The 24,118-nt window shown below is 64.9% G+C and carries 26 protein-coding genes; 1 reads left to right on the top strand and 25 read right to left on the bottom strand.

Features of this window, described 5'->3' with window-relative positions:
* The first annotated feature begins 12 nt into the window (after positions 1 to 12).
* Positions 13 to 363, top strand: a complete 351-nt coding sequence (locus BCL79_RS13770) for a hypothetical protein (protein ID WP_183073784.1) — start codon at positions 13 to 15, stop codon at positions 361 to 363.
* Positions 364 to 1,232: 869 nt separating this feature from the next.
* On the opposite strand, the gene BCL79_RS20115 is transcribed toward BCL79_RS13770, so the two are convergent.
* The 25 genes from BCL79_RS20115 to BCL79_RS13650 all read right to left on the bottom strand — a co-directional run bounded on the left by BCL79_RS20115 (position 1,233) and on the right by BCL79_RS13650 (position 24,117).
* Positions 1,233 to 1,682, bottom strand: a complete 450-nt coding sequence (locus BCL79_RS20115) for a hypothetical protein (protein WP_147433904.1) — start codon at positions 1,680 to 1,682, stop codon at positions 1,233 to 1,235.
* 329 nt (positions 1,683 to 2,011) lie between these two features.
* Positions 2,012 to 2,380, bottom strand: a complete 369-nt coding sequence (locus tag BCL79_RS13760) for a hypothetical protein (protein WP_121042042.1) — start codon at positions 2,378 to 2,380, stop codon at positions 2,012 to 2,014.
* A gap of 5 nt (positions 2,381 to 2,385) precedes the next feature.
* Positions 2,386 to 7,425 (bottom strand): host specificity factor TipJ family phage tail protein, encoded by a 5,040-nt coding sequence (locus BCL79_RS13755; RefSeq protein ID WP_121042223.1) that lies wholly within the window; start codon positions 7,423 to 7,425, stop codon positions 2,386 to 2,388.
* On the bottom strand, positions 7,425 to 7,820 hold the full coding sequence (locus BCL79_RS13750) for a peptidoglycan endopeptidase (RefSeq protein WP_121042040.1): 396 nt from the start codon (positions 7,818 to 7,820) through the stop codon (positions 7,425 to 7,427). Before BCL79_RS13750 ends, BCL79_RS13755 begins: the two co-directional genes overlap by 1 nt.
* Positions 7,820 to 8,281, bottom strand: a complete 462-nt coding sequence (locus tag BCL79_RS13745) for a DUF1833 family protein (RefSeq protein ID WP_121042038.1) — start codon at positions 8,279 to 8,281, stop codon at positions 7,820 to 7,822. Before BCL79_RS13745 ends, BCL79_RS13750 begins: the two co-directional genes overlap by 1 nt.
* Positions 8,278 to 8,634 (bottom strand): hypothetical protein, encoded by a 357-nt coding sequence (locus BCL79_RS13740; RefSeq protein ID WP_121042036.1) that lies wholly within the window; start codon positions 8,632 to 8,634, stop codon positions 8,278 to 8,280. The genes BCL79_RS13745 and BCL79_RS13740 overlap by 4 nt, the downstream gene beginning before the upstream one ends.
* A 41-nt stretch (positions 8,635 to 8,675) precedes the next feature.
* Positions 8,676 to 12,053, bottom strand: coding sequence for a phage tail tape measure protein (locus BCL79_RS13735; RefSeq protein WP_121042034.1), 3,378 nt, complete (start codon positions 12,051 to 12,053; stop codon positions 8,676 to 8,678).
* A gap of 2 nt (positions 12,054 to 12,055) precedes the next feature.
* A complete protein-coding gene (locus tag BCL79_RS13730) occupies positions 12,056 to 12,373 on the bottom strand; it encodes a phage tail assembly chaperone (protein WP_121042032.1) in 318 nt (105 codons plus the stop codon).
* Between the two features lie 28 nt (positions 12,374 to 12,401).
* Positions 12,402 to 12,794 carry a hypothetical protein gene (locus tag BCL79_RS13725; protein ID WP_121042031.1) on the bottom strand — a complete coding sequence of 131 codons (393 nt, stop codon included), beginning with the start codon at positions 12,792 to 12,794 and terminating at the stop codon, positions 12,402 to 12,404.
* A gap of 96 nt (positions 12,795 to 12,890) precedes the next feature.
* Positions 12,891 to 13,358 carry a hypothetical protein gene (locus BCL79_RS13720; protein WP_121042029.1) on the bottom strand — a complete coding sequence of 156 codons (468 nt, stop codon included), beginning with the start codon at positions 13,356 to 13,358 and terminating at the stop codon, positions 12,891 to 12,893.
* Between the two features lie 469 nt (positions 13,359 to 13,827).
* The gene (locus BCL79_RS13715) at positions 13,828 to 14,070 is read right to left on the bottom strand and encodes a hypothetical protein (RefSeq protein ID WP_121042027.1); all 243 of its coding nucleotides are present in this window, start codon (positions 14,068 to 14,070) and stop codon (positions 13,828 to 13,830) included.
* A 9-nt stretch (positions 14,071 to 14,079) separates the two neighbouring features.
* A complete protein-coding gene (locus BCL79_RS13710; protein ID WP_121042025.1) occupies positions 14,080 to 14,484 on the bottom strand; it encodes a phage tail terminator-like protein in 405 nt (134 codons plus the stop codon).
* Positions 14,481 to 14,906 carry a hypothetical protein gene (locus BCL79_RS13705; RefSeq protein ID WP_183073783.1) on the bottom strand — a complete coding sequence of 142 codons (426 nt, stop codon included), beginning with the start codon at positions 14,904 to 14,906 and terminating at the stop codon, positions 14,481 to 14,483. Before BCL79_RS13705 ends, BCL79_RS13710 begins: the two co-directional genes overlap by 4 nt.
* Positions 14,887 to 15,978, bottom strand: a complete 1,092-nt coding sequence (locus BCL79_RS13700) for a phage minor head protein (protein WP_121042023.1) — start codon at positions 15,976 to 15,978, stop codon at positions 14,887 to 14,889. Before BCL79_RS13700 ends, BCL79_RS13705 begins: the two co-directional genes overlap by 20 nt.
* On the bottom strand, positions 15,978 to 16,334 hold the full coding sequence (locus tag BCL79_RS13695) for a hypothetical protein (protein ID WP_121042021.1): 357 nt from the start codon (positions 16,332 to 16,334) through the stop codon (positions 15,978 to 15,980). The genes BCL79_RS13700 and BCL79_RS13695 overlap by 1 nt, the downstream gene beginning before the upstream one ends.
* The gene (locus BCL79_RS13690; RefSeq protein WP_121042019.1) at positions 16,331 to 16,843 is read right to left on the bottom strand and encodes a DnaT-like ssDNA-binding protein; all 513 of its coding nucleotides are present in this window, start codon (positions 16,841 to 16,843) and stop codon (positions 16,331 to 16,333) included. The genes BCL79_RS13695 and BCL79_RS13690 overlap by 4 nt, the downstream gene beginning before the upstream one ends.
* 1 nt (position 16,844) lies before the next feature.
* The gene (locus BCL79_RS20510; protein ID WP_259462178.1) at positions 16,845 to 16,970 is read right to left on the bottom strand and encodes a hypothetical protein; all 126 of its coding nucleotides are present in this window, start codon (positions 16,968 to 16,970) and stop codon (positions 16,845 to 16,847) included.
* Complete coding sequence (locus tag BCL79_RS13685) at positions 16,967 to 17,314, bottom strand: hypothetical protein (RefSeq protein WP_121042017.1); 348 nt, start codon at positions 17,312 to 17,314, stop codon at positions 16,967 to 16,969. The genes BCL79_RS20510 and BCL79_RS13685 overlap by 4 nt, the downstream gene beginning before the upstream one ends.
* Before the next feature lie 45 nt (positions 17,315 to 17,359).
* Complete coding sequence (locus BCL79_RS13680) at positions 17,360 to 18,292, bottom strand: DUF2184 domain-containing protein (RefSeq protein WP_183073782.1); 933 nt, start codon at positions 18,290 to 18,292, stop codon at positions 17,360 to 17,362.
* Between the two features lie 12 nt (positions 18,293 to 18,304).
* Positions 18,305 to 18,772, bottom strand: a complete 468-nt coding sequence (locus BCL79_RS13675) for a structural cement protein Gp24 (protein WP_121042015.1) — start codon at positions 18,770 to 18,772, stop codon at positions 18,305 to 18,307.
* A 3-nt stretch (positions 18,773 to 18,775) separates the two neighbouring features.
* A complete protein-coding gene (locus tag BCL79_RS13670) occupies positions 18,776 to 19,900 on the bottom strand; it encodes a DUF2213 domain-containing protein (RefSeq protein WP_121042014.1) in 1,125 nt (374 codons plus the stop codon).
* A gap of 3 nt (positions 19,901 to 19,903) precedes the next feature.
* Positions 19,904 to 21,691, bottom strand: coding sequence for an anti-CBASS protein Acb1 family protein (locus BCL79_RS13665; protein ID WP_121042013.1), 1,788 nt, complete (start codon positions 21,689 to 21,691; stop codon positions 19,904 to 19,906).
* Entirely contained in the window at positions 21,691 to 23,262 is a 1,572-nt protein-coding gene (gene terL, locus BCL79_RS13660) for a phage terminase large subunit (protein WP_259462177.1), read from the bottom strand. Before terL ends, BCL79_RS13665 begins: the two co-directional genes overlap by 1 nt.
* Positions 23,174 to 23,638: a terminase small subunit gene (locus tag BCL79_RS13655; RefSeq protein ID WP_121042011.1), complete on the bottom strand. Its 465-nt coding sequence runs from the start codon at positions 23,636 to 23,638 to the stop codon at positions 23,174 to 23,176. Before BCL79_RS13655 ends, terL begins: the two co-directional genes overlap by 89 nt.
* Positions 23,639 to 23,640: 2 nt before the next feature.
* On the bottom strand, positions 23,641 to 24,117 hold the full coding sequence (locus BCL79_RS13650; protein WP_121042217.1) for a lysis system i-spanin subunit Rz: 477 nt from the start codon (positions 24,115 to 24,117) through the stop codon (positions 23,641 to 23,643).
* Position 24,118 lies beyond the last annotated feature (1 nt).

The raw sequence follows: 24,118 nt of genomic DNA, 5'->3' as shown, positions 1-24,118 counted from the left end.
GTGCGAGCGACAATGGATTCTTACACCGCAAACGTAGGGTTGATGCTGGGCTACCGGGATGGGTCTGGAGAATATGTCCCAATTGCCGATCGGCTCTTCTGGCTGGGCCCGTCCTGGTTGCTCGCAGGCAGCGTCCTGAACATCTATACCGGGATCGGACAAAACATGAGTTTCCCGGTTGGGAACGGGACTACAAGCCATAGCTTGTTCTGGAACATGCCATTTGTGGCGTTCGATCGGCCTGAAATCGAGCCCATCCTGTTCCGACTGGGCGAGGCTTCCGTTGGCCAGTCGAACATCCATTCCACCAAGGCGATACCCGGCCCTCAGATGGCTCTACCAAAGCCGCTGGGTCACCTTTAGCAGTACTGCCCTCGTGGCGATCTTTTAAGTTCTGCGCCGAATCAGTGTGGATCACTATCAGCTCCATACGGCCTGCTCGTCGTCGTAGAGGTGTAGCCGGTTGGCGATACCTTCGAACCGCGAGGCCTCGGCGCGGAGCCGATCAGCGACGCGGCGGCGAGTCGCCCTCGCCGGCCAGTCGCCGCTGTGATTCCTGTCCAGCTCGTCGGCCTGCCGCCATAGCGAAGCCGCCCTCGCGCGCGCCCAGCGCGCCTTTCCGATGCTCTTCTGACCCATACAGCAACTGTGGCCGCCGGCGGTCGCACGCGCCGATACGGAGGCAACGCCGGCGGACTGCCTGCCAGGTCCGGTTCTTTCGCTGGGCCGTGCGGGCCACTTCGCGCTGGTCGATCTCCAGGCGAAGCCGCTGCTGATGCCTTACCGCCCACAGTTCCGACCCGATTACGCCCTGCTCGTAGCTGGTGCATAACCGGCGGCCGCGGTGCTGGTCGTCAAGACGACGATCCACCTCGACCCACCAAACCTTATCGTCCACGCGCTGCGATAGCCGCAGCACCTCCGTCGTGCCGCAGTAGATGGCATCGGGTAGCTGGTCAGGGCGGCTGGCGACCGAGCGCCATCGGAAGTCGGGAGGAAGCATGCGCGCAGGATATGGCCAACCGGTCGCAGGTATTGATACAACGAAAAAGCCCCGCCTAAGCGGGGCTCTGGATCAGGTGGACTGAGCGGTCAGGTCGCGGCCTCTTTGCGGTCTTCGACCGCAGTGAACTTGTAGTTGCGCCCGGCGACAACGCCTGCGGCGGCCGCCGCCACCGTGCTGAGCGGGTCGAACTTTGTCCGACCCGCAAATACTTATCAGCAGTCCGACTCTACTGAATATTCAAATTACCCTTCTTATATTCGTAGCCGGAGAGAGCCCAAGAACCGCCACCGGCACTACGGCTGTTCCAAGTATAGGTCCAAGACTCAAACCCACCATTTGCAAACGTCGAAATGATAGTAATCGTCTGTCCGGGCGTACCCGAGGTGGGGAGCGGCACAGGTGGAGATGGCAGTGCAGCGACGGTAGCCTTGTCGCTCGAAACGGTAGTAGTGGTTACTGAAATCTCAGTGCCAGTTACGACAGGAGCATATTCAGGAGACTTGTCCCGGATCCAAGCATAAATGGAGGAACTCTCGGCTGACCCGGGTGCATACACTTTGGTCGTGGTTACCGTACTGGCATTTTGCCGCGGAGCGGCTGATGCATCTGAGCAAATCCATGCTCCACCAAACATCAAAGATACCGCCAACAGGGCATTCAAAGCGTTCGTCTTCACGTACTTCATCCTTTTCCGTGGTTGAACAAGTTGGATTACACGGCGAACCCATCCTTCATGCCGTGCGGTTCCATTACATGGCGCCGATTCTCGTCTGTCAAGCTCAACGCTAGGCCAAGGAACTACCGAGCACAATAGTTTTTAGGTGCCCGGCAACATTGAGCGGCGGAGCACCTTACCGTGGAAGGTCTCGAGGTATTGGCCAAGCGGGTGAAGCAATCGCGGACCATAACCCCACCCTGCTCAAGTCGATGGCGTGATCAGGCAGCAACCTGCTCCTGATCTTCCACCGCGGTAAAGGCATAGACTTTGCCCAAGGTCCAAGCAGCCTACGACGGGACGGCGAGAGACTCGCCCTCACCGCTGGTCTGCTCGTCAACAGGCGCCGTCTCCGCATCCCACACGCGCTCGGTCGCCGCCTTGATCATCGCCATCAGCTTCCAGCCGGGCTCCACCAGCTCTTCGCCGGTGAAGGGGTCGATGATGGCGTATTGGCCACCGATCAGCCCCGCTATGTCGTGCCGGATCGTCCGCTCATACCCGCGCGTGTTGACCATTCCGGTCTCCCGATCCCAGTCCACTCGCTCGAAGTGGAAAAGCACCGGGCCGGTGTTGGTGCGGAAGTCCCACTGCACATCGATGCGGGTGGCGAACATCTCCACCGCGTTGTTGCCGCTTTCCGATTGGATCAGAGACACGTCGGTTACTCCATGGATTCGATGGACTGATACTGAGATTGGAGAGCCAGCGGCGTTGGACCGGGATTGCTGACGCTGTGTTCACGTCGGTCGTAGCTCAGCACACGCGTGCGGAAGCTTGTCTGGCGGGCGCTCGCCACGTCGGTGGCGAAGATCTGTCCGCTGATCGTCTGAGTGATGAATGACGCTGCCCCCTGCTCGTTGAACACGTCATCGCTCCCGCCCAACGTCAACCGCGACAGCTCTGTCCAAGTGGGGTCGCCGGCGAAGTTGCGTTCCAGCACGACCACCGCCGAGGTGCTGCCTGGCCCCAGGGTGATCACCGACGACGCGCCGTTGTACTGCTGCTGGTATTGGTACTGGAAGCGCCCACCCACCTGCACCTCCCGGCCCAGCCGGCCGAGATAGCCAGTTTCCACCGCTACGCCCTGCGCCACAGTGGTGCTGCTCTTGAAACCGCGCGAGATGCCCCCGGTGTAGAGCGCGCCGGCGATGAAGACGTTGCCGGCCGTATCCAGCGCGAACTTGGCATTCGCCTTGACCACCGTGGCCGGGTCGCTGCCCTGCCCGTAGTACATGACCAGGTCGCCCAGGTTTCCGAAGGGCTTGCCTTGAACCAGGATATAGCCGCTGTTGGCCCAGCGCGTGACCCAACGCCCATCCTCAAAGGTGGTGCTGCCGGTTCCGTTGGGATCGCTCACGTTCAAGGCGTCGGCAACGATGTCGAAGATGCCGCGCTTACCGTCGTTGTTGGCCGCCCAGCCGATGACACGGTTGTTGACGTCCACCAGCACGCCTGCGCGCCCCATCAGAACGGTCTGGCCATTCTCCAGCTGCACGGCACGGGCTTCGAGGATCTGCGTCGCGGTCGCCTCCAGCTGAACCGCCGTATCGTCGGTCCAGAGCGTTGGGGTCAGTCCAAGCTCCAGCTTCATGCGCCGGATCGAGTTGTTGGCGTTGGTGTTCTCCCAGATGGGGCGGCAAACCAAGTACGTCGTCCCCGGAGGCGCGGCGATGGCGATGTAGACCTGTTGCCACTGTCCGACGATCGATGGATCGCTGAGAGCCGAAACCGCTCCGATGTAGCCATTCGCGTTGTACGCCGCGACTTCGAGCCGAACCGTGCCGGCATTGCTGTTGCGGTACACCTCGCCGCTGAACACGTAGACGCCTTGGCCCGTCTGCACCGTCTGCGGGCTGGCCGTACCGCCCGAGATCGGGGGAGCGTACATGTAGTTGCCGTAGCGCGGCTCATTGACGATGCCGAGCCCACCCGGCTGTGCCCAATAGGTGAATCCGCGCGCAAAGGATGAGTCCTTCAGCATGTTCGGCGTGCCACCGAGCTGGGCTTTCACCTGCGTTAGCGCCGTGCCCTGCGCGCTCACCGTCCCACCGAGCTGCTCAACATTGGACTGGATCTGCTGCACCGTTCCGGCCTCGGCCTTCCCGGCCAGAACCGCATTGGTCTGATCGATCCGTCGGCCCAGGGCCATGGCCACGTTCGTCTGTGCCTCGTCCAGCTGCCGCACGTAGGCATTGGTTGCCAAGCCCGGTAGCGCCGCCTCCAACACGTTGGTTCGCTGCGCAATGGCCTCCACCCGGTTGGCGACCACATTGATCTGCTCGGTTACGCTCGCCGCCGTCGCCAAGGTGCCGTTCCCGGCCGGCATGCGGACCAGCAGTGCATCCAGGCGCGCGGCCTCGGTCTGCAGGTCTGTAGCGTTCTGGGTGGACATGCTGATGGCGGCGGCCAGCGCCTCACCTACCGAGGTGTACTCGCCGATCGCCTGCCACACCGCCGGATCACTGCCAGGCTCCACACCGTTGTTCTCCACCAACGCCCGGTACAGCACGCCAGCTCGGCGCACGAAATCACCGACCGGGTACTCAGCGTCGGCAGCCCATTCGTCGGCACCCACGATGTCTTCCAGAATGCCGTTGAGCGCGGCCACCTGGGCGTCGGTGTAGGCGCGCGCCGCCGCTACGGCTTCATTGGCAACGCGCAGATCCTCGGCGATGCGCTTGAGGATCTCCTCGGTGATTCTGTTGTTCGCCGCTAGCGCCTGCTCGTAGGTCTCATCAATGCGGCCGTCCAACCCGTCGATGACCTCGCCCAGGTTCGCCTTCAGCTCGACCTGAACCGTCCGCGCCTGACTCGACAGCGTGCTGGCCGTGTTGCGCGAACGACAGGCAAAGGTCCACAGGCCGGCAGCGGGCAATACCGCCTCAAAGGCCGCAGCGTGATACCCGTCATCGCCGAGCGGAGTCATCTGCTCCCAAGCGTGTGGCTCGGTGCCGGCGTGATACCGGATCTCAACGCCGGCAAAGTTGGCCGACTGGATGGTGTCGCTGAAGAAGCCCCACGTGTAGCGGCGTACGCCGCCGCTCAGCTGTTCTACGTCAAAGAAGTCCACCAGCACAGGTGGCGCATCGGCGCCCTGTGTGGTGTAGATCAACGAAGCTGCAACGCCGGCGGCACCGTCGGGGCTGTAGGGCCGCACGGCGATCGGGTACGTGCCGGCCCCGGGAATGCGCCACGCCGCGGTGCGGGTGACCGTGCGTGCCACCTCTTCCAGCTCCCCGTTCCCGTCGATGTCGCTCAGCACCCTCGAGTCGCCCACCGGGCCGGACACCGCGAAGGTGGCCTGCAGCTCGGTGTACTCGGTGTCGCCCTGCACCACTTGGCGCTCAGTGATCATGAGTTCGCTGGCCACCGGCCTGGTCTGCAGCAGCGAGTCGTTTGGCGAGGGAATGTACTCGCCGGTCTTCACGTAATGCCAGAACTCGCGGCTCTCGGCCACGACTTCCACGGCTGCCCCCTTCAAATCGCTCTCCGGCCGAATGCCGGTCACGCGCACGCGCAGGCCCGGGGTCTGTTTGAAGTCGTAGATCCAGATCGTGTCCCATGCCGGGTTGGCCTCGCTGTCGCCCGGTACTGCAGCATCGCGCGGCCACGGATCCACCAGTGTCAACTCCTTCGCGGTGCCCGTGAATGGCCTCACGCGCATCACGCGGTACACCCGCTCGCCGGGGATGCGCAGACCCACGAAGGCGCTGCCCTGGGGCGGGGCCGGGACCGGCTCATCCAGCTGCAGTACCATGCGGCCGCCCACCTCGACAGCACCCATGATCCGGCCGCCGAAGCCCCACTGGGTCATATCGTGCTGCAGCGCCAGCATCGACATGCGACTGTAGGAAAGGTGCTCAATGTCCGTGCTGTAGCCGATGGACTTGTACTGATAGAGGGTCTGCGCGAGGTGCCAGCGCGCGAGCATGGCCGCGTGGGCCTCTGTCGTGACGCCCTCCCCGGTTACCTGAGCCGGGTTGAGCATCGTGGTGACGCCCGGCGCCGGCACGCGCAGCGTCTTTGCCTCCCAGGTCGCACCGTCCAGGTAGGAGTACTCTATGCCGTCGGCCGTGTTGGCCAGCATGTAATCGACCTGGAACTGCCCCTTCTTGATCGTGGCCATATTGACCACGCCGGACAGGGGCTGCTCGTCCGCCGCCCAAGCCACAGAGAGCCGGCCGCGCGGCCAGCACACCTGGCCGAAGCCAGCGAGTGCGACCACGTCCAGCACCTGCTGGTGGCTGCGCACGTCGGTGACCCAGTGGTTATAGGTGAAGCCTTCCGCCTCACAATGGAGCATGAAGGCTTTCAGTCCCTCGATGTCGATCTGGCAGTCGGGCAACGCCATGCCGGCCAGCAGCGTGCCATCGAGGGCGTAGATCCCGCGCGCGTACGCGAGGATCTGGGCGCCCGGGTTGCTGCTGCGCTCAGTAACCCACTGGTCACCCTTCCACACCGGGACCGGGCGCGCGTGCACAACGGTGCGCAGCTCGTCGGGCGCGCCGTTGAGCTGGCCGGTGGCCTTCATGCGGACGCCGATGCGCGCAATGCCCGAGTAGGTGGCCGTGTCTCGCTGGATGCTGGTCAGCGTGGTCCAGGTGAAAGAGGCTTGGGCGCCGCTGCCGTCAGTGTTCTGACCGGCGACCCGCACGCGCACATCGTACTGCCCCTCGGCCACGTCGATCGCGTAGCTGGCGCGCTGAGTCTTGGCCGTGCTGCCGCGTACCGCGTAATTGCCGAAGTTCTGCCAGCCCGTCGTACCGGTGGGGCGATACTGGATCTGGATCTGTTCTCGGTTCTCCTTGTCCTTGCCCTTGCTGGTCTTGTCGTACAGCTGAAACTCGATCCCCACCATCAGCCGCACGGCACCCGCCGAGCTGGAACGCTGCACCCAATCGCCCGGCCTCCCCTTGGGATCGCTGGAGGTGTCCAGCAGCGTGCCGCCATCGCGTACGTCGGCGTTGCTATACAGCGGTAACTCTTGGTTGGGCATGCCGGGGAAGCCGTTGTGCCAGACCTGCACGCCGTCGTAGCTGGAAAGCAGCACCTCGCCGTTGTAGATCGCCTCCACGCTATCGACGTTGATCCCCGGGGTCAGCACCATCGACAGGTACTGATCATCGCCCTCGTAGTGGGTATAGGGCTGGCTGATCAGATCCGGCGCGATGCGGATGGATCCGAAGGCCAGGCCATAGGGCTCATACGCGCGGGCGCGGTTGCGCCCGGCACTGATGGAGTAGCTCGTCGGCGCAGCCTGGCTGGCCTTGGGCTGCTTCGGCGCCAGCACTTGGTTGATCAGCACCGCGCCGGCCATGTACACCGCTGTGGCGGCCAAGGCCCCGTAGGTCGAAGCAACGGCTCCCGCGCCCCACATGCCGGCAGCGGCCGCCGTGCCGATGCCGAAGGTGAAATACGTCAGCGCGATCATCGCCACGATCGCGATCGCGGCTTTGCCAACGCCGCCACGCAGCTCGATCAGCTGGCCATGCTTCGGGAACACTTGGTGCCACAGGTGCCGCGGCACCGCCTTGCCCCCGATGGTGACGTCCCATCGCTGCCCGTCGAGATCCTCCACATGCCGCATCAGGAAGCGGAACAGCGACTCGCCCGGACGGAGATCGGCGACCACGTTGCGCTGTCCGTCCACCAGCACAGGGTGGGGGGTGACGATCAGGCGGCCGGCGGCGGGGTTGCTCATCAGAGCCATTCGTAGAATCCTTCAATGCGCAGGCCGAAGCCATCAATCTCGCGAACGCGATGGAGAACGCTGCACGCGTTCTGTTCGTTGCTGTGAAGAACCCAGCCTTCATGGGCCAGGAAAAAGAAAACCCCGGCATGGCCGGGGCTGCGTTGTCCGTGGTCGAACATGAGCACGAGGTCGCCGTCCTGCGGCGGCCCCTCGCGAAGGCGTGCATAGGGAGCGGAGAGGTCACCCAGCTCGGCAGCGCCGCGCGCGCCGCGAGGGCGCCGCCCTGGCATCACCACAGAGCGCCCGAACAACTCGCGCTGCACCAGGGCGACCAGGTCGGCGCAATCAAATGTGTCGGCGTCGTACGGGATCGCGGTGAACCGCTCAACGTCAGCCAGCCGCATCAGAACAGCCCCGGCGACGTCTGCGGGTTGAAACGCAGACGCACGGCCTGTTGGCGGGTCAGATAGTCAACACCGCATGCAGCCGTGGCCGTCTGGGTGTTCACCGAGACGCTTGTCATAGGCAGGTAGTGATCCTGTTCGATGAGGTTGGGGTCGGCGCGGTCCGTGATCATCAGCCTCGCAGTGACGAGCTCGCCCGGAGCGAGCCGCTCCAAGTCCTCCGTGATTGCCCGGCCCACGTTGCTGAGCACGAGCTGCGCCCGTGGCGCCTGGCCACTCACATCGTCCGGCAGTTTGAACCCGAACTGCACGCCGGTGTAAACCATCCCGTTGCTGACCCAGTCCTGGGTGTCGTTGACGATTCGAAGTACCTCGGCAAATGACGGGGCAGACACTTCCAGCAGCACCAGCGTGCCGGTGGTGTCGGTCACCCGCTGGCGGCGTTCGGCGAAGGTGCTCATCGCAGATACTCCAAGGTGACTTGTCGCTGGGAATAGAAGCCCCGAGGCGCCTGTGCAGTGAGAGTGCCGATCTGCCCTCCGACGAACCGGACCGTCAGGGGCTCCCCTGTTCTGGGATGCGCGAAGGTGAACCAGCCGACCCGGCCCAGCTCACCGAAATACCATTCCTCGAATGCAGAGATGTCCTCGGGGGCCTTAAAAAGCACAGTGGCGGTAATCGTCGCCATAACCTGGCTGTTGATGACACGCTGCTTGGGCACGCCGCGCTCCATCTCCACCCGCTCCACCGACGGGTCTAACTCCTCGGAAAAGCCGGAGAGCCTGATTATCGCGTTGTTCGGAAATACGGCCATTGTTCGTCGCTCGGTTGCAGGGGTGTGAAGTGATTGCGCCGCTATACGCGAGCAGCAACGTCATATCGGCCTTCAAGTGCACTGTTTAGGGGGCTCACGCCTTGGGCGAAGTTGCCAGCAATCCGTCCTTCCATCTGATCCAGCATTACCTCAATGTCGGCCCCGCCGCTTTGGTTCGGCTTCGCTGTGGCGGTCCCTCCACCAGTCGCGCCGTTGATGGTGATGTTGAACTGCGGGGTAGGTGCAGCGGCACTGGCACTGCCCGTGGACGTTGGCGCGGCCGGCACCACGTTCCCGTTGTTCCCGGGGATCAGGTACGTTCGTCCGCGGCCATCGTTGAACAGTTCCGGCTTGCCGCCCTCGCCCACTTCGTACAGCGTGGACCCGCGCACGGGCCCGCCATTGGCTCGACCACCGCCGAAGCTCATCAGGTTGTTGCCGAAACTTCCGATGGATCCCGCTCCAGTTCCGCTACCCGTGTAGGTGCTGCCCCCACCCCACGCACCCGCTACCGCATTGAAGAGGCCTACGGCCGCTTGCTTTGCCGCAATGCGCGCCAAGTCCGCGATGATCGAATTGGCCAGGGAGGTGAACGACAGCTTCCCGGTCTGCGCGAGCCGGACCAGCGCATCCTCCATTCCGCTGAGGCTGTTGGACACCAAGCTGCCGGCCTGATCCGAAGCGTTGCCGGCGGCCGACACGTAATCCGCCCATACGCGGTTTACCCCGGTGCGCCAGTCGCCGAGCATCGCGGCCCGGCGTTCTTGGTAGTTCCGCTCGATGTCCAGCGAGTTGTTGAGGCTCGTCTGGAGGGATGCCGTGTCCTGATCGTACTGAGCCTTCCTGATGACGGCTGCCTCTGCGGTCAGCGACAACCGATCACTGTTGTATGCCTTGTCCAGCTTCTCCTGCTCCCGCAAGAACTGGCGCTGGATGTCCAGCTGCCGCTGCAGCATCTGGGTAGCGTCCCCTCCCCGACCGATCCCCATGAGGTCGATGTCCGCCTGCTCCTGCCTCTGTTTCTCCAGCTGCGTCAGCCGCTCGGTCAGCGCCAGGCTGGCCTGCATACCGCGCTGCCGTTGCACCTCGGCTTGTGCCTGCGCATCGCTCGCCTCCAACTGCGGGATCATCGCCTGCAGCAATGTCCTGGTCGCCGCGGTCATGTTGTTGGTCTTGTCGGCCAGCATCTGGCGCGCCTGGATCACCATGCGGTCGCTCGCCGTGACCTTGTCTCCGCTGTCAGCCAGCTGCTGGTTGGCCGTGATCTGCCGCTCGACATTGGCGATGAAGGTCTGCACCGAGTTGTCGTCGGCGTTCTTCTTGCCCAAGCCGTCGCGCTTGTTGAACTGCTTGTCGATGTCCGCATTCGACCGGGCGATGAGTCTCTCCATAGACCCATCCAGCAACCTGCTATCCGGCGGAAGTTTCTTCCCGTTGATGTCGTAGGCGTCCACATCCAGCTTGTTGTAAAGCTCGATGATCTTGTTGCGCGCCAGCAGCTTGGACGCTTCTCGGTCCAGCCCCGCCAGACGTCCCTTCAGCGCCTCGTCGGCGGCGGCGCGCTCCCGCGCCATGTCCCGCTCGGTGACCACTACGTCCTTGCCGTGCTGGGCGATCTGCCCGAGGATCTTGGCGCCGTCGTCCAGCTCCTGCTTCCACTCGCTGAGCTGCTCGATGCGCCTCTGCATCTCCTGCACGCCAGCATTGCCTCGGGTGGCATCGCCGGGGATGGGGCTGCGCTGCAGGGTCTGGAAGAACGCCAGATCATCCTTCAGGCGCCCGATCTGGCTATCCAGGTCGTTGCGACCGATGGACTTGATCTCCTCCATGGTGCCCCGGAAAGCGGCCAGAGCGCCCTTCCATGCCCGTTCCACCACACCAGCGCTCTCGGCCATGTTCTCGGCACGCTCGTTCATCACCTGGTCGAACTGCTCCAGAGCGGACTGGGTGGCGGCGTAATCACCGCGCTGCTCGCGCACCGCCTCGATGTGTCGATAGATCTCCGGGGTCAGGAAGTTGTAGCGGTCGTTCAACTTCACCAGCGCGTCGGCGCCGCCCGTGGCCAGCGCCTCGATCTCGTTCACCGTGCTGCTGATGGAGCTGCCGGTGAGCGTGGACAGGTTCACCGCCGAGGACGCGATCAGCTCCAGCGCCTGGCCACTGGCCCGTCCTTCGGACACGAGCATGCTGATCGCTGCGGTGGCGTCCTTGTAGTTGCCGGTGGCGCTGCCCAGTTCGGACCGCATGTGCATCAGTTGGTCGGTGGTGTATCCACTGGCGTTGCCCGTGGCGGTCACGATGCCCTCCAGCTGCCGCATCTCCATGTAGCCCTTGGCAGCGACCACAGCGACGCCAGCGATCGCTGCGACCGTGCCGCCTACGGCGAGGCCGGTCAGGGTGAAGGCGCTGCTGAGCGCCCCCGTGCGCGCCGTGAGTGAGGTGATCGACGACTGCGCTTGGCCGATATCGCCGGTGGCCAGCGACCTGATCAGCGACACCAGCGACTGCTGCGTCTCCACGGAACGCAGGTTCAGTTGCCCGAGCTGGCCAGACAGCGTGCCGGTGCCCTGTGCTGCCGCGAGCGTCTTGGCGCGGGTGGCCTCCAGCTGCGCCTGATACTGCTGGAACACCTGCGGCTTGATCAGCCCAAGGTCGCGGGCCTTGGCCAGCCGGTCTTCCATGTCCGCGAGGCGGTTCAACCCGGCCACAGTCGGATCGATCTGGCCCAGCAGCTTCTTCAGGTTGAGCTCCTGCGCCTGCGTGGCACGGGCTGCGTCCTTGGCCTGATTGGTGGCACGGGCTTCGGCCTCTTGCAGGCTCTTGGCACGAGCGGCCAGGCGCTCCTGCTCCGTGCCCATCCGTGCCGTCACAGCAGCGCGGGAGTCATACGCCGAGGTCGCCTCGCGTGCCGCCTCCGCCAACGCACGATCGGACAGGTTGGCGCCTCGCGTGGATTCGGCATAAGCAACGGCCTCACGGGCAACCGACCGGTACCGAGCCTCCTGCGCCGCAAGGTCCGTCTCCAGACGCTGGCTTGCCGTGGCCGTGGAGGTGACGGCAGCTGCTGCCTGCTGCCCGGCCGCTTCATAGGCCTTCAGCGCCGAGGCAGTGCCAGTCAGCCTGGTGTCCAGGCCACCCAGTGCCGCCAGCACCTCGCTCTGCGTCCTGTTGAGCGTCTGCAGCTCAGCAATCACGCTGCCGGTACCCACGCCGATCCGGTCGAGCGCGCCGCCGAGACGGTCGCCCAGCGCCTTCGAGGACTGGTCGACCGTCCGCGACATCGACTGGTATTCCTTCTCCAGCCGTGCAGCGGCATTGCCGGTCTTCTCGGCCGCCGCAGCGTTGTCGTCCAGGGCCTTGGTGCCCTCGACCAGCCCGCTGCTGTCGACCTTGTAACCGAGCTCGGCAATATCAGCCATGTTCAACGACTCCCGTTGTTCTGTGATTCGAGTGCGCGGGCCCGGGCCGCGTCCTGGTCCTCTCGCACCGCGCGGAGGTACTGGTCATCCATCGCCATCAGCATTTCCACCTCCTGCGGAAGGAGGTCGACCATCACCAAGCGCTGCCATTCGCCGACGTCAGCAAACGTCAACGCTTCCGGGCCAGAGCGGCGGCGCGCTGAGAGAGCCCAGAACCAGTCCCAGACGTGGGCCCCTTCCATGGGGACCTCCACGTCGGGGGATTTCTCACCGAAGCGCTCGTTGCGCTGACGGCGTGTTTCACCGTTCTCGTCCGCCATGTCATAGCGGACGGTCTGGTATGTGGTTTCAGCCAGCCTGTTCTTCAGGCTCGCGAAAGAACTCGGCGCGCTCGCCCAGCTCCTGATCGATCTGGTCCTGGATCCACGGCAGGCGCTGGATCACCTTGCGCAGGTTGGTGTCGCTGAAGTCCGGCTTCTCGCCTTCGAAGGTGGCGTCGCCCTTCCATTCCCAACCGCCGATGCTGGCGACCAGCATGGACAGGCGGCTCTCCTCGATCTTCTCGGCGGTCACCTTGCCCTTGCCTTGCAGGCGGTCGTTCAGTGCCTTGCGAGCAGCCTCGCGGACCTTCAGGTGGGTTTCCGGCAGGAGGGTGAGGCGGAGGCCAGTGGCTGTGCCGTTGACCGGGTGGTTGATGTCGATGACGCGCTCGGTGGCAACGATGGTGCTCAGGTCGTTCATGTCGTGATCCTTTGGTGCGATCCGAAAAGGAACCGGCGGGGAAGCTGTCGGATCAGGCAGCCTTTCAGGCGCGCGCCCTACCCCGCCGGTATTCGGTTACGGGACGACCGGGGCCGGCACCACGATGGGGACCTGGTTCAGGCCCAAGATGTAGGTGTTGAGCACGAAGTCCTCGTTGCGGCCACCCGGGGAGTTCGGGCCAGCCACGAGGCCGCGCAGGTACTCGATGGAACCGTCGGCGCGCTCCACCTTGAAGGCGTAAGCATCGGCGACGTTCGGGGCGCCGGCGGCGCGCATGGCGATCTGGCCGGGGTCGGTCAGGTCTTCAGCCACTTCCACCGGCGGGTCACCAGCATTGGTGATGCCCTTGCCCTTCAGCGACACCAGCGTGTCCCAGGTGTCGTAGGTAACGATGTTGGTGTTGATGCCGCGCTCGCCCACGCTGCCGACCTTCTTCACCTGCACGAAGGTCAGTGCGGTGAATTCCGCCTGCGTGAGGTCGGCGTTCTTGGGGGTAGCGCAGATGAAGAGCTTGGAACCTGCGTTGGTCTTTGCCTCGGCCATGGCCGTTCTCCTGTGGGTGGGCAATAAAAACCCCGCCACGGGGCGGGGTCTTGGGAAACGAAAAAGGCCCGCTAGTGGGCGGGCCTATTAGGCTGATCTACTGGGGTTTAACAATATTCCATAAGGCCTTTAGGGCCTCGTCTCCTTTGGGCGTCCGCGCATATATAACTGTGCCAGCCTTAGAGATTCTATAGTTCTGGTGGTAGTCGTCCTTAATAGCAGCTGCTGCAACATTAAATTTGCATTCCTGCCTTTTTTTTAGCCGCGCAGTGAATGCTGCGACCACGACCAAAGGTGGAGGATCCCTATATCCATTCTGATGTGCTTTGACCCATGAGACCCAGTCCTGCAATGGCCTTGCCAATTCATTGAACTCCTTCCGCCGATCTCGCCCCAGCGCCAGCCAGTGACCGAGAATCAAGCCAAGGAAAAAGCTCAACGCACTCCATGCGTATGGCGAAACTGACATCTATCTGCTACCAGGATGAAGTTTGGCCGCCACCAGCTGCATGGCCTGCGGCCGGGTAAACCCCGCTTCCACATAGGCTAGGAACTCTGAGCGCACGAACAACGCCTGCTCCCTGTTGAAGGCATCCAGCAGCGTGCGGTTCCGTCGCATCCGATCGACCGCCTCTCGCAGCTCCGCCAGCTCGCCCTCGGTGGGCGGCGCGTCGCTTCGGACCAGGTGCAGGTTGGGCGGCTTCGGGCTCATGGCCGGATTCTACCCCGACACGAACCCCTGCCACCTGATGGTCACCGGGTGCATGATCCGCTCCGGATCCTGGATCAGGGCGGAGGTCCACGGCTTTCGGTACACCCGCATCGCGGCGAAGGTCGTGCCCTTGGCGAAGGCCGCGATGATCTGGTCGGTGATGCGCGTGCCAACCATGATCCCTTGCCCGGGCCGGTAGCAGGCCGAGAGCTGGCCGAACCCTTGCATCAGGGACGGGCCGTCATCGGCCAGGCCGTAGTTCTGCGTCTCGTTCTGGAACCACTGCAGCTCCAGCCATGCGCCTGCAGTCGGCGGCTTGAATCCCAGCGCCGGGTAGGAGCAAGGCAGGTTCTGGGCCGCGGCGAAGGCGCCCACCAGCCCGGCGAAGGCGTCATAGATCTCCGTGTCGCTCATTTGATTCTATCCCCTACCGACTTGGTCACGCTGTCCACGATGAAGATCCAGTTCTGGGTGGCCGATCGCATGAAGCCCTTGCCGGGCTGTGCGTAGACCCGGCCCAGGCTGTCTTCGCCGTAGAAGCCGTGCTCCATGCGCAGCGCGTAGGCAGCGGTCCAGCCGGCCCACACCGTCTGCCCAAGCTCAACTGCCGAGAACACCAGGGAGGGATCGCCGCCGGTGCCGTCGGGCGGGCCCTCGGTCGAGGCCACCGCTGAGTTTCGGAGGAACCCGGTGTCGATGGGCATCTTGCCGCCGTCACCCTCCGGGGTGTTCGCCTCCTCCATCACCTGCTGGGCCGACTCGCGGAAGATGGCCAGCTGGCGTTGTTTTGCCTTCTCGGCAAACGCCTTCACCTGGTCACCGAACTTGTTGGCCACGCAGCACCTCCGCCGCCATGTTGATCCGGTACTGCTTCATGCAGCGGCAGCCCACCGTCTCCTCAGCGCCGGCGCCCAGGCTGGTATCACCCGGGTAGTTCAACAGCGCACCGCTCGGCGCTTGGAAAGGCTCGCCGAACATGCGCTTCTGGCCGTTCATTGCACGATGGCTGTGCCGGGTCCGCCGGTCATTGGTGTCCGACCAGGTGCACTCCACGTTCTCCGGCGCCAACTTGCCTGCTTCGATCTGCTGCCGGTAGGCCTCTTCCCTGCCCGCATTGAGCGAAGCGATGGACTCGGTCCTGGCAATCATCTCGCCGCGCAGCGCAAGCAGGCGGTCTGCGTAGCGTCCAGCGATCTTGTCGATGTCCGCCTGCGACACCGGCTTGCCGGCGGCGATAGCGCGCTTGACGATGCCATCCAGGCGCTTATCCCGCCGCTGCCGATCGAAGTACGCCGCCATCGCCTTCGGGTCGCCGCTGGCCAGCTGCGCGCGCATGTTGGTCACGTACTGGCTCTGCTGCGACGTGAGTCCCACGACGCCGCCGGAGCGCCGCCCCGTTTCGCCTACCCGGCCAACGATATCCAGCGCGGTCTGGCGCGGGTTTCGGCCGGCGATCATCCCTTGCTGCAGCACGCCCCGAATCACCTGCCGCTGGCTCTCGATGATCTCGGTGACCAAGCGCGATGAATTGGTGGCCAGCCACCGCTCCGCAGCCGGGTTGCGCAGGTCGAAGCTGGCGCGCAGCACCGGCGACGGCGATCGCGGCCGGTAGCTTCCGGTGATGATCGGATCCAGCGACAGCCGCACCGGCGGGATTTCCTGGACGCCCGCACGAGCACCGGCGACGAATGCAGACCGCACCGCCTCGGCCAGAGGTGAGAACCGTGCGGCATCCATGCCCAGCGCCACCAGCACCTGCTCCACGCGGCCAGCGCGCAGCAGCTCGGCAATAGCCTGCACCGCGGCGTCGTTGCGCGCAGCGACGATGGCCTGCACGAACGCCTTGCGCAGCTCCGGTTCGAGCCGGCGAGCCAGCAGTTCCAGCTCTCGGGAGGTCAGTTTGGCCATCAGCGACGGGCGTGGAACTCGTAGAGCAGGATCTGGCCACCCGGGGAGAGCGGCTGCAGGTCGATGAAGTGGAACAGCTCGCCGCCCAGCAGGATCCGGTCATCCTTGGTCGGCGCGATGTCGATCGCGGTGGAGATCAGGCCGAGCTTGTCGCCCTGCTGCACCAGCGTGGTGTCGCGGTTGGTGAGGCTGTATTCCAGCTCCACCGCTTTGCAGTCGTGCCGCGTCGGCGTGCCCGGCTGCGGATTATGCGGCGGCCCAGTAGGCGCGCCGTCTCGTTCCAACTGCGTGGCATAGCCGTACCGGTCTATCAGCCGCGTGGCCGTGGCCTGCATGCGGTCATAGAACGCGCTCATACGACCCGCACCGCTGGGCCGAGGGCCGGCGTCCGGAGCAGCGGCGCCAGGATCTCGTCGATCGCGGAAATGATCGGACGGTTCGGGGTCGCGCCGGCGGCGGTGCCGTCGGCATAGTTGACCTCGATCGGGCCCACCTTCTCCTTGGTGACCTGCTCCACCGCGACGAAGTCGGGCGAGAGGCTGCCGGGGTTAACCAGCTCTCGCAGCGCCGCCTCGTAGGTTGCGCGTTCGACCTCGTCCGGGATCTCATCCGTCTGGATCTGATCACCGTCGTAGTCCACGGCACCGGTGCGGGGCCATTCGTTCGGCTGGCCCCGCCCGGCAGTGCGCACGCCGGGGAACATCGACGACCAGCGGCCGGAGGCAAGAAGCACCCGGTACCGGCCGTCGATGTAGTCCGTAGCGCGGACGAGCGCGCCGGTGCGGGCGTCTTCTGATCCCGCTGCCCAGGCGGCGTTGCCGCGCGCCTGGTGGTAGCTGTCCGCGTCTTCCAGCGTGCCGTACATGTCAGCCCTCGCCGAAACCGTCGTTGTGGATGACCTCGGCCGCGACCGCGGCAGCCTCGCCCACGGCGGACGAGGGCTCTTCTCGCATTTCGCGCAAGTAGCCGCGGCTCTCGTCGAAGACGCTCACGACTGCGCCTCGCCGCCCGTGTTGCCGGTGCCAGCCTTGGCCTTCTCGGCATCAGCGATGGCCGCCTGCAGCTTCGGCACACCCCAGTTGCCCTTCGCGTCGATGCCCAGCTCCTTGGCGCGCGTGATCAGTGCGTCCTTGTCGGCACCGCCCTCGCCGCCCGGGTTGCCGGTGCCGGCATCGTCGCCACCGGCGGCCGTCAGGATCTTGGCATTGAGCCAGCCCTGCACCACGGTGTTCTTCTTGATCTGGTCCCAGCCGGGGACAACGGTCGGCTCACCCTTCGGGAGGATTGTGCCGTCCGGAAGGCCGAGGGGACCGGTGTGGTTGTTCGTGATCTTCATGCTTTGCTCCAGTGAGGCCCCGGCACTTCGCCGGGGCCGTGGTGATCAGATGCCGTCGAGGTAGACGACTTCCTTCGGCAGGCGCACGTCCAGGCCACCCAGGCGCATCACGCCCGGGATGTCCCAGCGCAGCGGGCCGCTCTGCCAGGCCGGCAGGAAGCGGTGCGGCATCGGCATGTGCAGCTTCAGCACCTGCGGATCGTTGCGGTAGGCCACCAAGCGGGTAATGCCACCCACGCCAGCCGTGTCCAGGCCACGCACACCACGCACCGTCAGCGGCTGACCGGTCTGCACGGTGTAGACGTTGTTGGCCAAGAACCACTGCAGAACGGTCATATCGCTCTGATCGCTCATCTTGCGGGTGGCGATCAGCAGATACTTCGTCCACGGCAGAAGCAGCGTGTTGGCGATGGAGGCCGTGTTGGTGCCGTTGAACACGTTGAGCAGCGCCTGGTTCAGCGTCGCCACGATCAGCTGGGTATCGGTGGTGGCGTCCCAGCCGCCGGTCGGAGCTGCGACCGGGGTCACTCCAGCGGCGTTGAAGAGGCCGGTGAAGCCCTTGCTGGCATCACCCAGCAATGCAACTCGATCAACCATCTCTTCGGACGCACGTCGTGCAGCTGCAGCGTCTTCGGTGGACAGGTTGATACCCAGCATCTGGGCCCGGCCGACCTCTTCCCAGCCAAAGCCGTAACCGATGCCGGCGGTGTAAACCGGGGTCTCGAACTTCGAACGGGTGGTGCCGGCCTTCGGGATGTCATCGGCGTTGCCGTTGATCCAGTCTGCCTTGCCGAACTGGTCGCCCGAGAAGTAGGTCACCGAGGTGGCGAACTCGCTGCCCGACGTGTCCACCGGCACCAAGGTGCGGTACTGAATGTCGGGGTAAACGGTGCGGTAGACGCCCGGCTCGATGATCGAGGCCTGGGCGATCACGAAGCCCAGTGCAGCCTGGGCGTCGATGAGGGGGATTGCGCTCATGTGGTTGGCTCCTTAGCCGAGACGGACGACGGCCAGCTGGCCGGCGGCGGTGGTGCTGGTGTCCCAGCTGGCACCGGGAATTGCGGTGTTCCCGGTGGAAACGTTGGTGTAGGCGCCGGCGGCGGTCAGGTAGACCGGATCGCGAGCGGCCACCGCCACCGATGCGACGACCCAGATGTCGCCCTTGGTACGGATGCGCGCCGACTCGCCGACGCCGAACGCATCGATCGCGCGGCCGGTGACCTGGCCGGCAGCAACCGTCAGGCCGGAGGCCGAGCGGTCGAGCAGCGCGATGCCGACATACTTGCCGCCCGCGAAGGCCTTCGCGGACTTGTCGGTGGCGCCCTGCTCGACGGCCTTGCCGAACGTGACGGCGGCACCTTCGATGGTTCGGGAGATGTCAGTCGCCGGCAGCATGGTGGCCGGGGCGCCGGCAATGGCGACGGGCTGGATATCCGGATAGTTGTTCTGCAGTGCCATGGCTTAGGCCTCCTTCTGGCCGGCGGTGCGGTAGTCCAGGCCGGACACGGACGCGGCATAGCCGTTGTCCTGCACGTTCTGGCGATGGGGCGTGGCGCCATCGCGCAGTGCCTGCGTGACGGGGTCGCGCGGCTTGGCGCCGTCGGCCAGGATGTCGAAGCGGGCCTCGATGTAGGCATCGGGCTTGCCGACCACCGCGGCGTCGCCGAGCTTGGCGACCACGGCGATCTTGCGAACCTCCGCGTCGGTCTTGCCGCTGTAATCGGCATCGTGCACGGCCTTCGCCTTACCGATGAGGTCGCCGCGCTCCTGCACGCGCTTGTCCAGGTCGGCGTCGCTCAGGACCTTTGCCTTCAGGTCGTCGCGCTCGGCTTCGACCTTGGCGATGGCAGCATCCTTGGCTGCAATGGTGGTCTGGTGCGCTGCGTCGGCAGTACCGGCAGCGGTCTGCGCGTCCTTGAGCTGCGCCTGCAGCTTGCTGATCGCCTGGGCGCCGGCGTCGTTGGTGACGACGGACAGCCCATCGACCAAGATGGTCTTGTCGCTCATGTGGTTCTCCTGCGGTTGTGGATGGGCGCTTGGATCCGGTGCACCGGGGGTGCGCCCATCCCCGATGCGAAACTGAGAGCCGGCCCGGCCGTGCTTGACCAGGGCGAGGTGGTTGTTGCGGATGTTTCGCTGGACCGCGTCGTACGGCTCGCCTTCGGGGGTTACACCGTCGACCCAGTCAATCTCGGATGAGTAGCCCTGCGACAGCTCGCGCTTGCCGGCCTCGTAGTCGGCGATCGCGTCCTGGTCCATCAGCACAAGCGGGACACGGACGCGGTTCTTGTCGTGGACGACCTCGTCGCCGGTCTGGCCGACGGCGTACTTCTTCCAGTTCTGAGCGTTCACCTGCTCGGGCGGGTGGTCGTTGGTCATCGGCCGATGCGCGAAGCTGCGCAGCGTTGCGTCGGAGAAAACCTCCTCCGGCGGCCGGTAGAGCCGCACGTTCAAGAGGTCTGGACGGCCCAGCTCCTCCCCCAGATAGGTCTGGATGCCGGTGCGCGCGACGAATGCATCGGCCACGAGGTAGCCGTCCGCAGTGCGGCGGACAGCCGACACCGGGACACTGTCGATCAGGTACATGGGTCAGTCCTCTCGGATCTCTTCGAAGATTTCCGGGCCCAGCACGATGCGGCCGCGGTACGGCTCGACCTTGGTGAGATCGATAGGCGCCTTGGTCAGGCTGATGTGCGGCGTGTAGTCCGGGTAGTCGTGCGATCCGCCGGCGCGGATGATGCTCTCGTGCCGCCAGCACAGCTGCGACGATGCGAACAGGAGCACCGCTGACATGCCACCCAGCGGTTCAACCGCACGCGGTCCGCCTTCGGGGATGACCAGCTGGTCCTTGCTATCACTGCCCCACTCGTTTGCGTTGCCGGCCTTGATCCAGTCGAAGGCTTGACGCGAGTAAGCCACGGTCACGTGCAGGTTATCGGCCAAGTCGGTGATGCCCTGCTCCCGCGCCCAGGCCTCGATCTCGCTGGCGTTGATCACCTTCCGGCTGACGTACAGCGATCGCGGAGAGGCATCGCCCAGTTCCGCCGCGCGTGTCTCTGCCGGCGCGCCATCCTCGCCTTCGTCGCCGCTAGCCGGCGCCGTCTCCGCGTAGTCCTGCATCTCCGCCTCAAGGCCTGGCGCAACCCCGGCCTCGGTGAGCATGTTCACTGCCACCACCGACATCACGTCCTCGGGGATGAGGCGGGTGTCGGCGATGGTCTTGATCGTGTCGGCGGTCGTCTTGCCGATGGTCGCCCGCTCCGTGTCGGTCGTCTGCCACAGACTGCGCCAGTTGTAGAACACTTCCTTCGGCCGGCTACCCAGCGCGGACCGGATAAGGCACTCGTCCAGGACCTGCAGAGACGGGCCGAGCACCAGCTCCTGGCCAGAGCTGATGCGGTCGTAGTAGTTGCGCAGGTCGCTCTCGCCGCTGGCATTCATGCCGCCCGGTGACTGGCCCAGAAGGCGGGTCATCGGAATGTCTGACGCACCCGAGGTCAGCTGCATGAAAGCCATCATCAGGTCAGTCAGGCCGCCAAACTGTGCCTGCTTCTGCTCGTAGTCTTCCTCGGCATCCAGCAGCAGCGCGCCGTTGATGCCCTTGGCCATCATGGCCAGCTGCATGCGCTTGAGCATCTGCTCTTCATAGTCCGGATCCGACAGCATCGACATGAAGTTCGGGATCTTGATCACGTCGACCTTCGCTTCGAACACCAGCGAGGCAATGTTCCCGGCGGTGCTGTCGGCGTCCTTGATCGCCTTGCTGATCGCCAGCAGCACCGAATCGCCCCAGCCGTCGCCGGTATCCAGCTCGGGATCCGGCTTTGTGGCGCCCTGCAGGATGACCAGGCGGGAAGGATGGATCCGCAACTGCCCCGCGGTACCGCTGCTGAGGTTGTAGTACGCCGGCCGGCCATAGCCCGGGGACTCCGGATCGCGGTCCAACTCACCCGCCTGCAGTACTCGCTTGGACAGGACGTTGATGTGCTTGATCCCGCCCTTACTGATGGACTCAGGCTTCAGCAGCTGCATCGGGTCGGACTGCCCGGTGCCGATGTAGAGCGCGGCTCCGCCGGCGAGGCGGGCGCGGATCAGCGCCTCCAGCACCTTTTGCTGCAGCCCCAGCCGCTTCTCCTCCGACTCGATCGCGCTGATCTGCGCTTGGTCGGCGCTCCATCCTCGCCACTTCCGGCAGCTGTCCATCGCTGGGATATCGATCACCTTCCGCGCTAGCCAGGTGCCGCGGTAGGCGTTGGTGGCATCAGCCTCCGACAGCAGCGGCAGGCCGTAGAACGACGCTGCTGCCTTATCGCGAGGCGTACCCAGATTGGCCACCAGATTGACCAGCCCGTCTTTGATTTGTGCGAGCTTGCCCATCAGAGCGCGTTCCCCAAGTTGTAGGTGCTGCCGGTGACCAGCTCAGCGAAGGCGCCGGAAAGCGCGTCCACCTGGTCGTCGTGCTTGGCGTTGGGAAACTCGGCGATCTCGTCCAAGAACGCCGCCACCCATGGGCCAGACACCAGCTTGATGTTCCCGGCCTCGGCCTGAGCCTCGACCGGTGTTGCCCGGACCTCTTTCGATCCGGATTCCAGCGCGGACTTCACGTCCCAGCCGGCCAGCAGCTTCACCTGGTGCGCGGCGTTGCTCTTGCCGGCGGCACCAGGGTCCTGCGGGATGCGAACCTTGATCGATTTCCCATCCCGCAGCGCGGTGTTCTTCAGCATCCGCTCCACGCCGACGGGTGACACCTGGTCGCGAACGACGTCCAGCACGTAGTAGATGCCCTGGCTTTCACCCAGCAGCAGCCCGACCGTGTAATCGGGGTCGCTGCTGTTCTTCTCCTTCGGGTCCGTAGCGGCGAAGTCCCAGCGCCGGACCTTGCGCGCCGATGCGATCGCCGGCGCCGCCTCCACCACCTCGAACCATTCCCGCTTGAACTTGCCGCCGTCGCGCGGCGTTGGCCGCTGCTGGTACTGGCCGGCCCATGCATACGAACCCTTGGCCCGCTTCAACCTATCCACTTCGGCGCGCGGGAAGCGCTCCGGGAACAGCAGCTCACCCTCATCCGTGCGGGGATCTTCGAAGAAGGGCTTCCCATCCACGTAGGTGCGGCACGGGCCGCCGGACTTCTTGCCGTCCTTGTCGACCCGCTCCGCTTCGAACTCCATCGGCAGGTTCAGATGGACGAACCCGAGATCCAGCTCCATCGCCACCGCTGCAACGTCCTGCTGGTGCAGGCGCTGCATGATGATGACCATGGCCGACGATGTGATGTCGTTGAGGCGGTCGGTGATGCCCTCGCGGAAGATCCGGACGGCGGTCTTGCGCTCAGCGTCGCTCTCGGCCGTCTCAGTCGAGTGCGGATCGTCCACCTTCACCCGGTCGCCGCGGCCACCGGTCATCGAACTGAAGGGCCTGGCCTCGCTGAAGCCGTTGCCAGTGTTCTCGAACTTGCCTTTGGCGTTCTGGTCGCCGCGAAGCTTCAGCGGCCACGCTGCCTGGTACTGGTCGCTCTCGATGAGGCGCCGCAGTTTCAGGTTGTCGCGCAACACGTTGGGCTGGCTGTAGGAGGTGGCCAGCGTCTGCAGGTCCGGGCGGCCAACCGGCCCCCACTCCCACGCTGTCCAGAACACCATCAGCAGCGACTTCATCATGCCCGGGGGCACGGTCATCAGCAGGAACTGGATGCGGCCTTCTGTGACCGCCTCCAGGTGCTTGCACATCGCCCGAAGCGCCCAGCCAAACTTCAGCGGCCGTGTCGGCTCCAGGACGTGCCAGTGCTCGAGGATGAAGCCCTCCAGCGACTGGGATCGTGCCCGAATCCCCTCCACGTTCTCGGCGATGCGCGCCCGCTCTCGCTCAGTCGCCCGCCTCGCCCGCTCCGCCCGGATCTCCGCCAACGTCGGCAAGCGGACCGAGGATCTGTTCAAGGCGGTCGAGTTCTTCATCCGAGATGTTGGTCAGGTCGTAGGTGCCGATAGCGCCCGAGTGGCGGTGTTTCTCCACCAGCAGGCCGGCCAGCTTTCCCTTGCCCATCGTCGCGGTGACCGCGGCGCTAGCCTGCTTTTCCTTCAATGCCAGCTTGCGTGCCTGTTCCAGCTCGCCCATCAGGCTCTCGACGGTGACCTCGGCCTTCTTGGCTACCTTCTGCTGGCCAGCCCGGACTGCAGCCTGCACGTGCGGTTCGGCCAGCAGGCGCGAGCCTTGCTGCTTTGCAGTCTTCGCGCTGTATCCGGTTCGGATGGCCGCCTGAGTGCCGTTGTGGTCCTTCAGGTACTCCGCAACGAAGAGTTTCTTCTTGGCGGTGAGTGGTGCCGCGGCCATCGTTAGTGCGCCAGTTCAACCCGGTCCGCTGCGATCACGGCTTGGCAGGCGCGGAGCTGGTCGTCGGCGTCGCGGCCGATTCCAATAGCAGGGCCCGCAAGCGTGACTCCGAGGTCGGCGGGCGCATCACGTTCGATGGCGCCGGCGGCAGCTTCGGACAAGCGACCGGTGTGGCAGGTGGCGAGGTCGTGGCGCAGGCGGACAGTGCCAGAACGCAGCTCAGCAACAACAGCAGCAGGGACGGTCTCGGCCGCAGCTCGGTCTTCTTCATGCTTCGCTCCGATGGAGGCCATCACCTCGGCCTGAGTGTGTTCGGTGGCGCGGGCCTGGGTTACCTGGTGCACTTGGCCGGCGCTGGCGCCTGCCTGCTGCCGCGCCTCGACGCCCTCGGCGCGATCGCCGCGCCACGCCCAGCCAGCGCCGAACATACCGGCCGACCAAGCAACGAAGGCGATCACTGCAATCAGCGTGCGATTCATA

Origin of the sequence: Stenotrophomonas rhizophila (assembly GCF_003651185.1) — a bacterium.
In the GTDB taxonomy this organism is placed as follows: Bacteria; Pseudomonadota; Gammaproteobacteria; order Xanthomonadales; family Xanthomonadaceae; genus Stenotrophomonas; species Stenotrophomonas maltophilia_Z.
The sequence above is the reverse complement of the archived record's forward strand: the minus strand, read 5'-3'. Positions and strand labels throughout refer to the sequence as shown.

Excerpts from the sequence above, each read along its gene's own strand:
- BCL79_RS13770 (WP_183073784.1), top strand. The coding sequence starts at position 13 with ATGGATTCTTACACCGCAAACGTAGGGTTGATGCTGGGCTACCGGGAT.
- BCL79_RS13755 (WP_121042223.1), bottom strand. The coding sequence starts at position 7,425 with ATGAGCAACCCCGCCGCCGGCCGCCTGATCGTCACCCCCCACCCTGTG.
- BCL79_RS13750 (WP_121042040.1), bottom strand. The coding sequence starts at position 7,820 with ATGCGGCTGGCTGACGTTGAGCGGTTCACCGCGATCCCGTACGACGCC.
- BCL79_RS13745 (WP_121042038.1), bottom strand. The coding sequence starts at position 8,281 with ATGAGCACCTTCGCCGAACGCCGCCAGCGGGTGACCGACACCACCGGC.
- BCL79_RS13740 (WP_121042036.1), bottom strand. The coding sequence starts at position 8,634 with ATGGCCGTATTTCCGAACAACGCGATAATCAGGCTCTCCGGCTTTTCC.
- BCL79_RS13735 (WP_121042034.1), bottom strand. The coding sequence starts at position 12,053 with ATGGCTGATATTGCCGAGCTCGGTTACAAGGTCGACAGCAGCGGGCTG.
- BCL79_RS13730 (WP_121042032.1), bottom strand. The coding sequence starts at position 12,373 with ATGGCGGACGAGAACGGTGAAACACGCCGTCAGCGCAACGAGCGCTTC.
- BCL79_RS13725 (WP_121042031.1), bottom strand. The coding sequence starts at position 12,794 with ATGAACGACCTGAGCACCATCGTTGCCACCGAGCGCGTCATCGACATC.
- BCL79_RS13720 (WP_121042029.1), bottom strand. The coding sequence starts at position 13,358 with ATGGCCGAGGCAAAGACCAACGCAGGTTCCAAGCTCTTCATCTGCGCT.
- BCL79_RS13715 (WP_121042027.1), bottom strand. The coding sequence starts at position 14,070 with ATGAGCCCGAAGCCGCCCAACCTGCACCTGGTCCGAAGCGACGCGCCG.
- BCL79_RS13710 (WP_121042025.1), bottom strand. The coding sequence starts at position 14,484 with ATGAGCGACACGGAGATCTATGACGCCTTCGCCGGGCTGGTGGGCGCC.
- BCL79_RS13700 (WP_121042023.1), bottom strand. The coding sequence starts at position 15,978 with ATGGCCAAACTGACCTCCCGAGAGCTGGAACTGCTGGCTCGCCGGCTC.
- BCL79_RS13695 (WP_121042021.1), bottom strand. The coding sequence starts at position 16,334 with ATGAGCGCGTTCTATGACCGCATGCAGGCCACGGCCACGCGGCTGATA.
- BCL79_RS13690 (WP_121042019.1), bottom strand. The coding sequence starts at position 16,843 with ATGTACGGCACGCTGGAAGACGCGGACAGCTACCACCAGGCGCGCGGC.
- BCL79_RS13685 (WP_121042017.1), bottom strand. The coding sequence starts at position 17,314 with ATGAAGATCACGAACAACCACACCGGTCCCCTCGGCCTTCCGGACGGC.
- BCL79_RS13680 (WP_183073782.1), bottom strand. The coding sequence starts at position 18,292 with ATGAGCGCAATCCCCCTCATCGACGCCCAGGCTGCACTGGGCTTCGTG.
- BCL79_RS13675 (WP_121042015.1), bottom strand. The coding sequence starts at position 18,772 with ATGGCACTGCAGAACAACTATCCGGATATCCAGCCCGTCGCCATTGCC.
- BCL79_RS13670 (WP_121042014.1), bottom strand. The coding sequence starts at position 19,900 with ATGTACCTGATCGACAGTGTCCCGGTGTCGGCTGTCCGCCGCACTGCG.
- BCL79_RS13665 (WP_121042013.1), bottom strand. The coding sequence starts at position 21,691 with ATGGGCAAGCTCGCACAAATCAAAGACGGGCTGGTCAATCTGGTGGCC.
- terL (WP_259462177.1), bottom strand. The coding sequence starts at position 23,262 with ATGAAGAACTCGACCGCCTTGAACAGATCCTCGGTCCGCTTGCCGACG.
- BCL79_RS13655 (WP_121042011.1), bottom strand. The coding sequence starts at position 23,638 with ATGGCCGCGGCACCACTCACCGCCAAGAAGAAACTCTTCGTTGCGGAG.
- BCL79_RS13650 (WP_121042217.1), bottom strand. The coding sequence starts at position 24,117 with ATGAATCGCACGCTGATTGCAGTGATCGCCTTCGTTGCTTGGTCGGCC.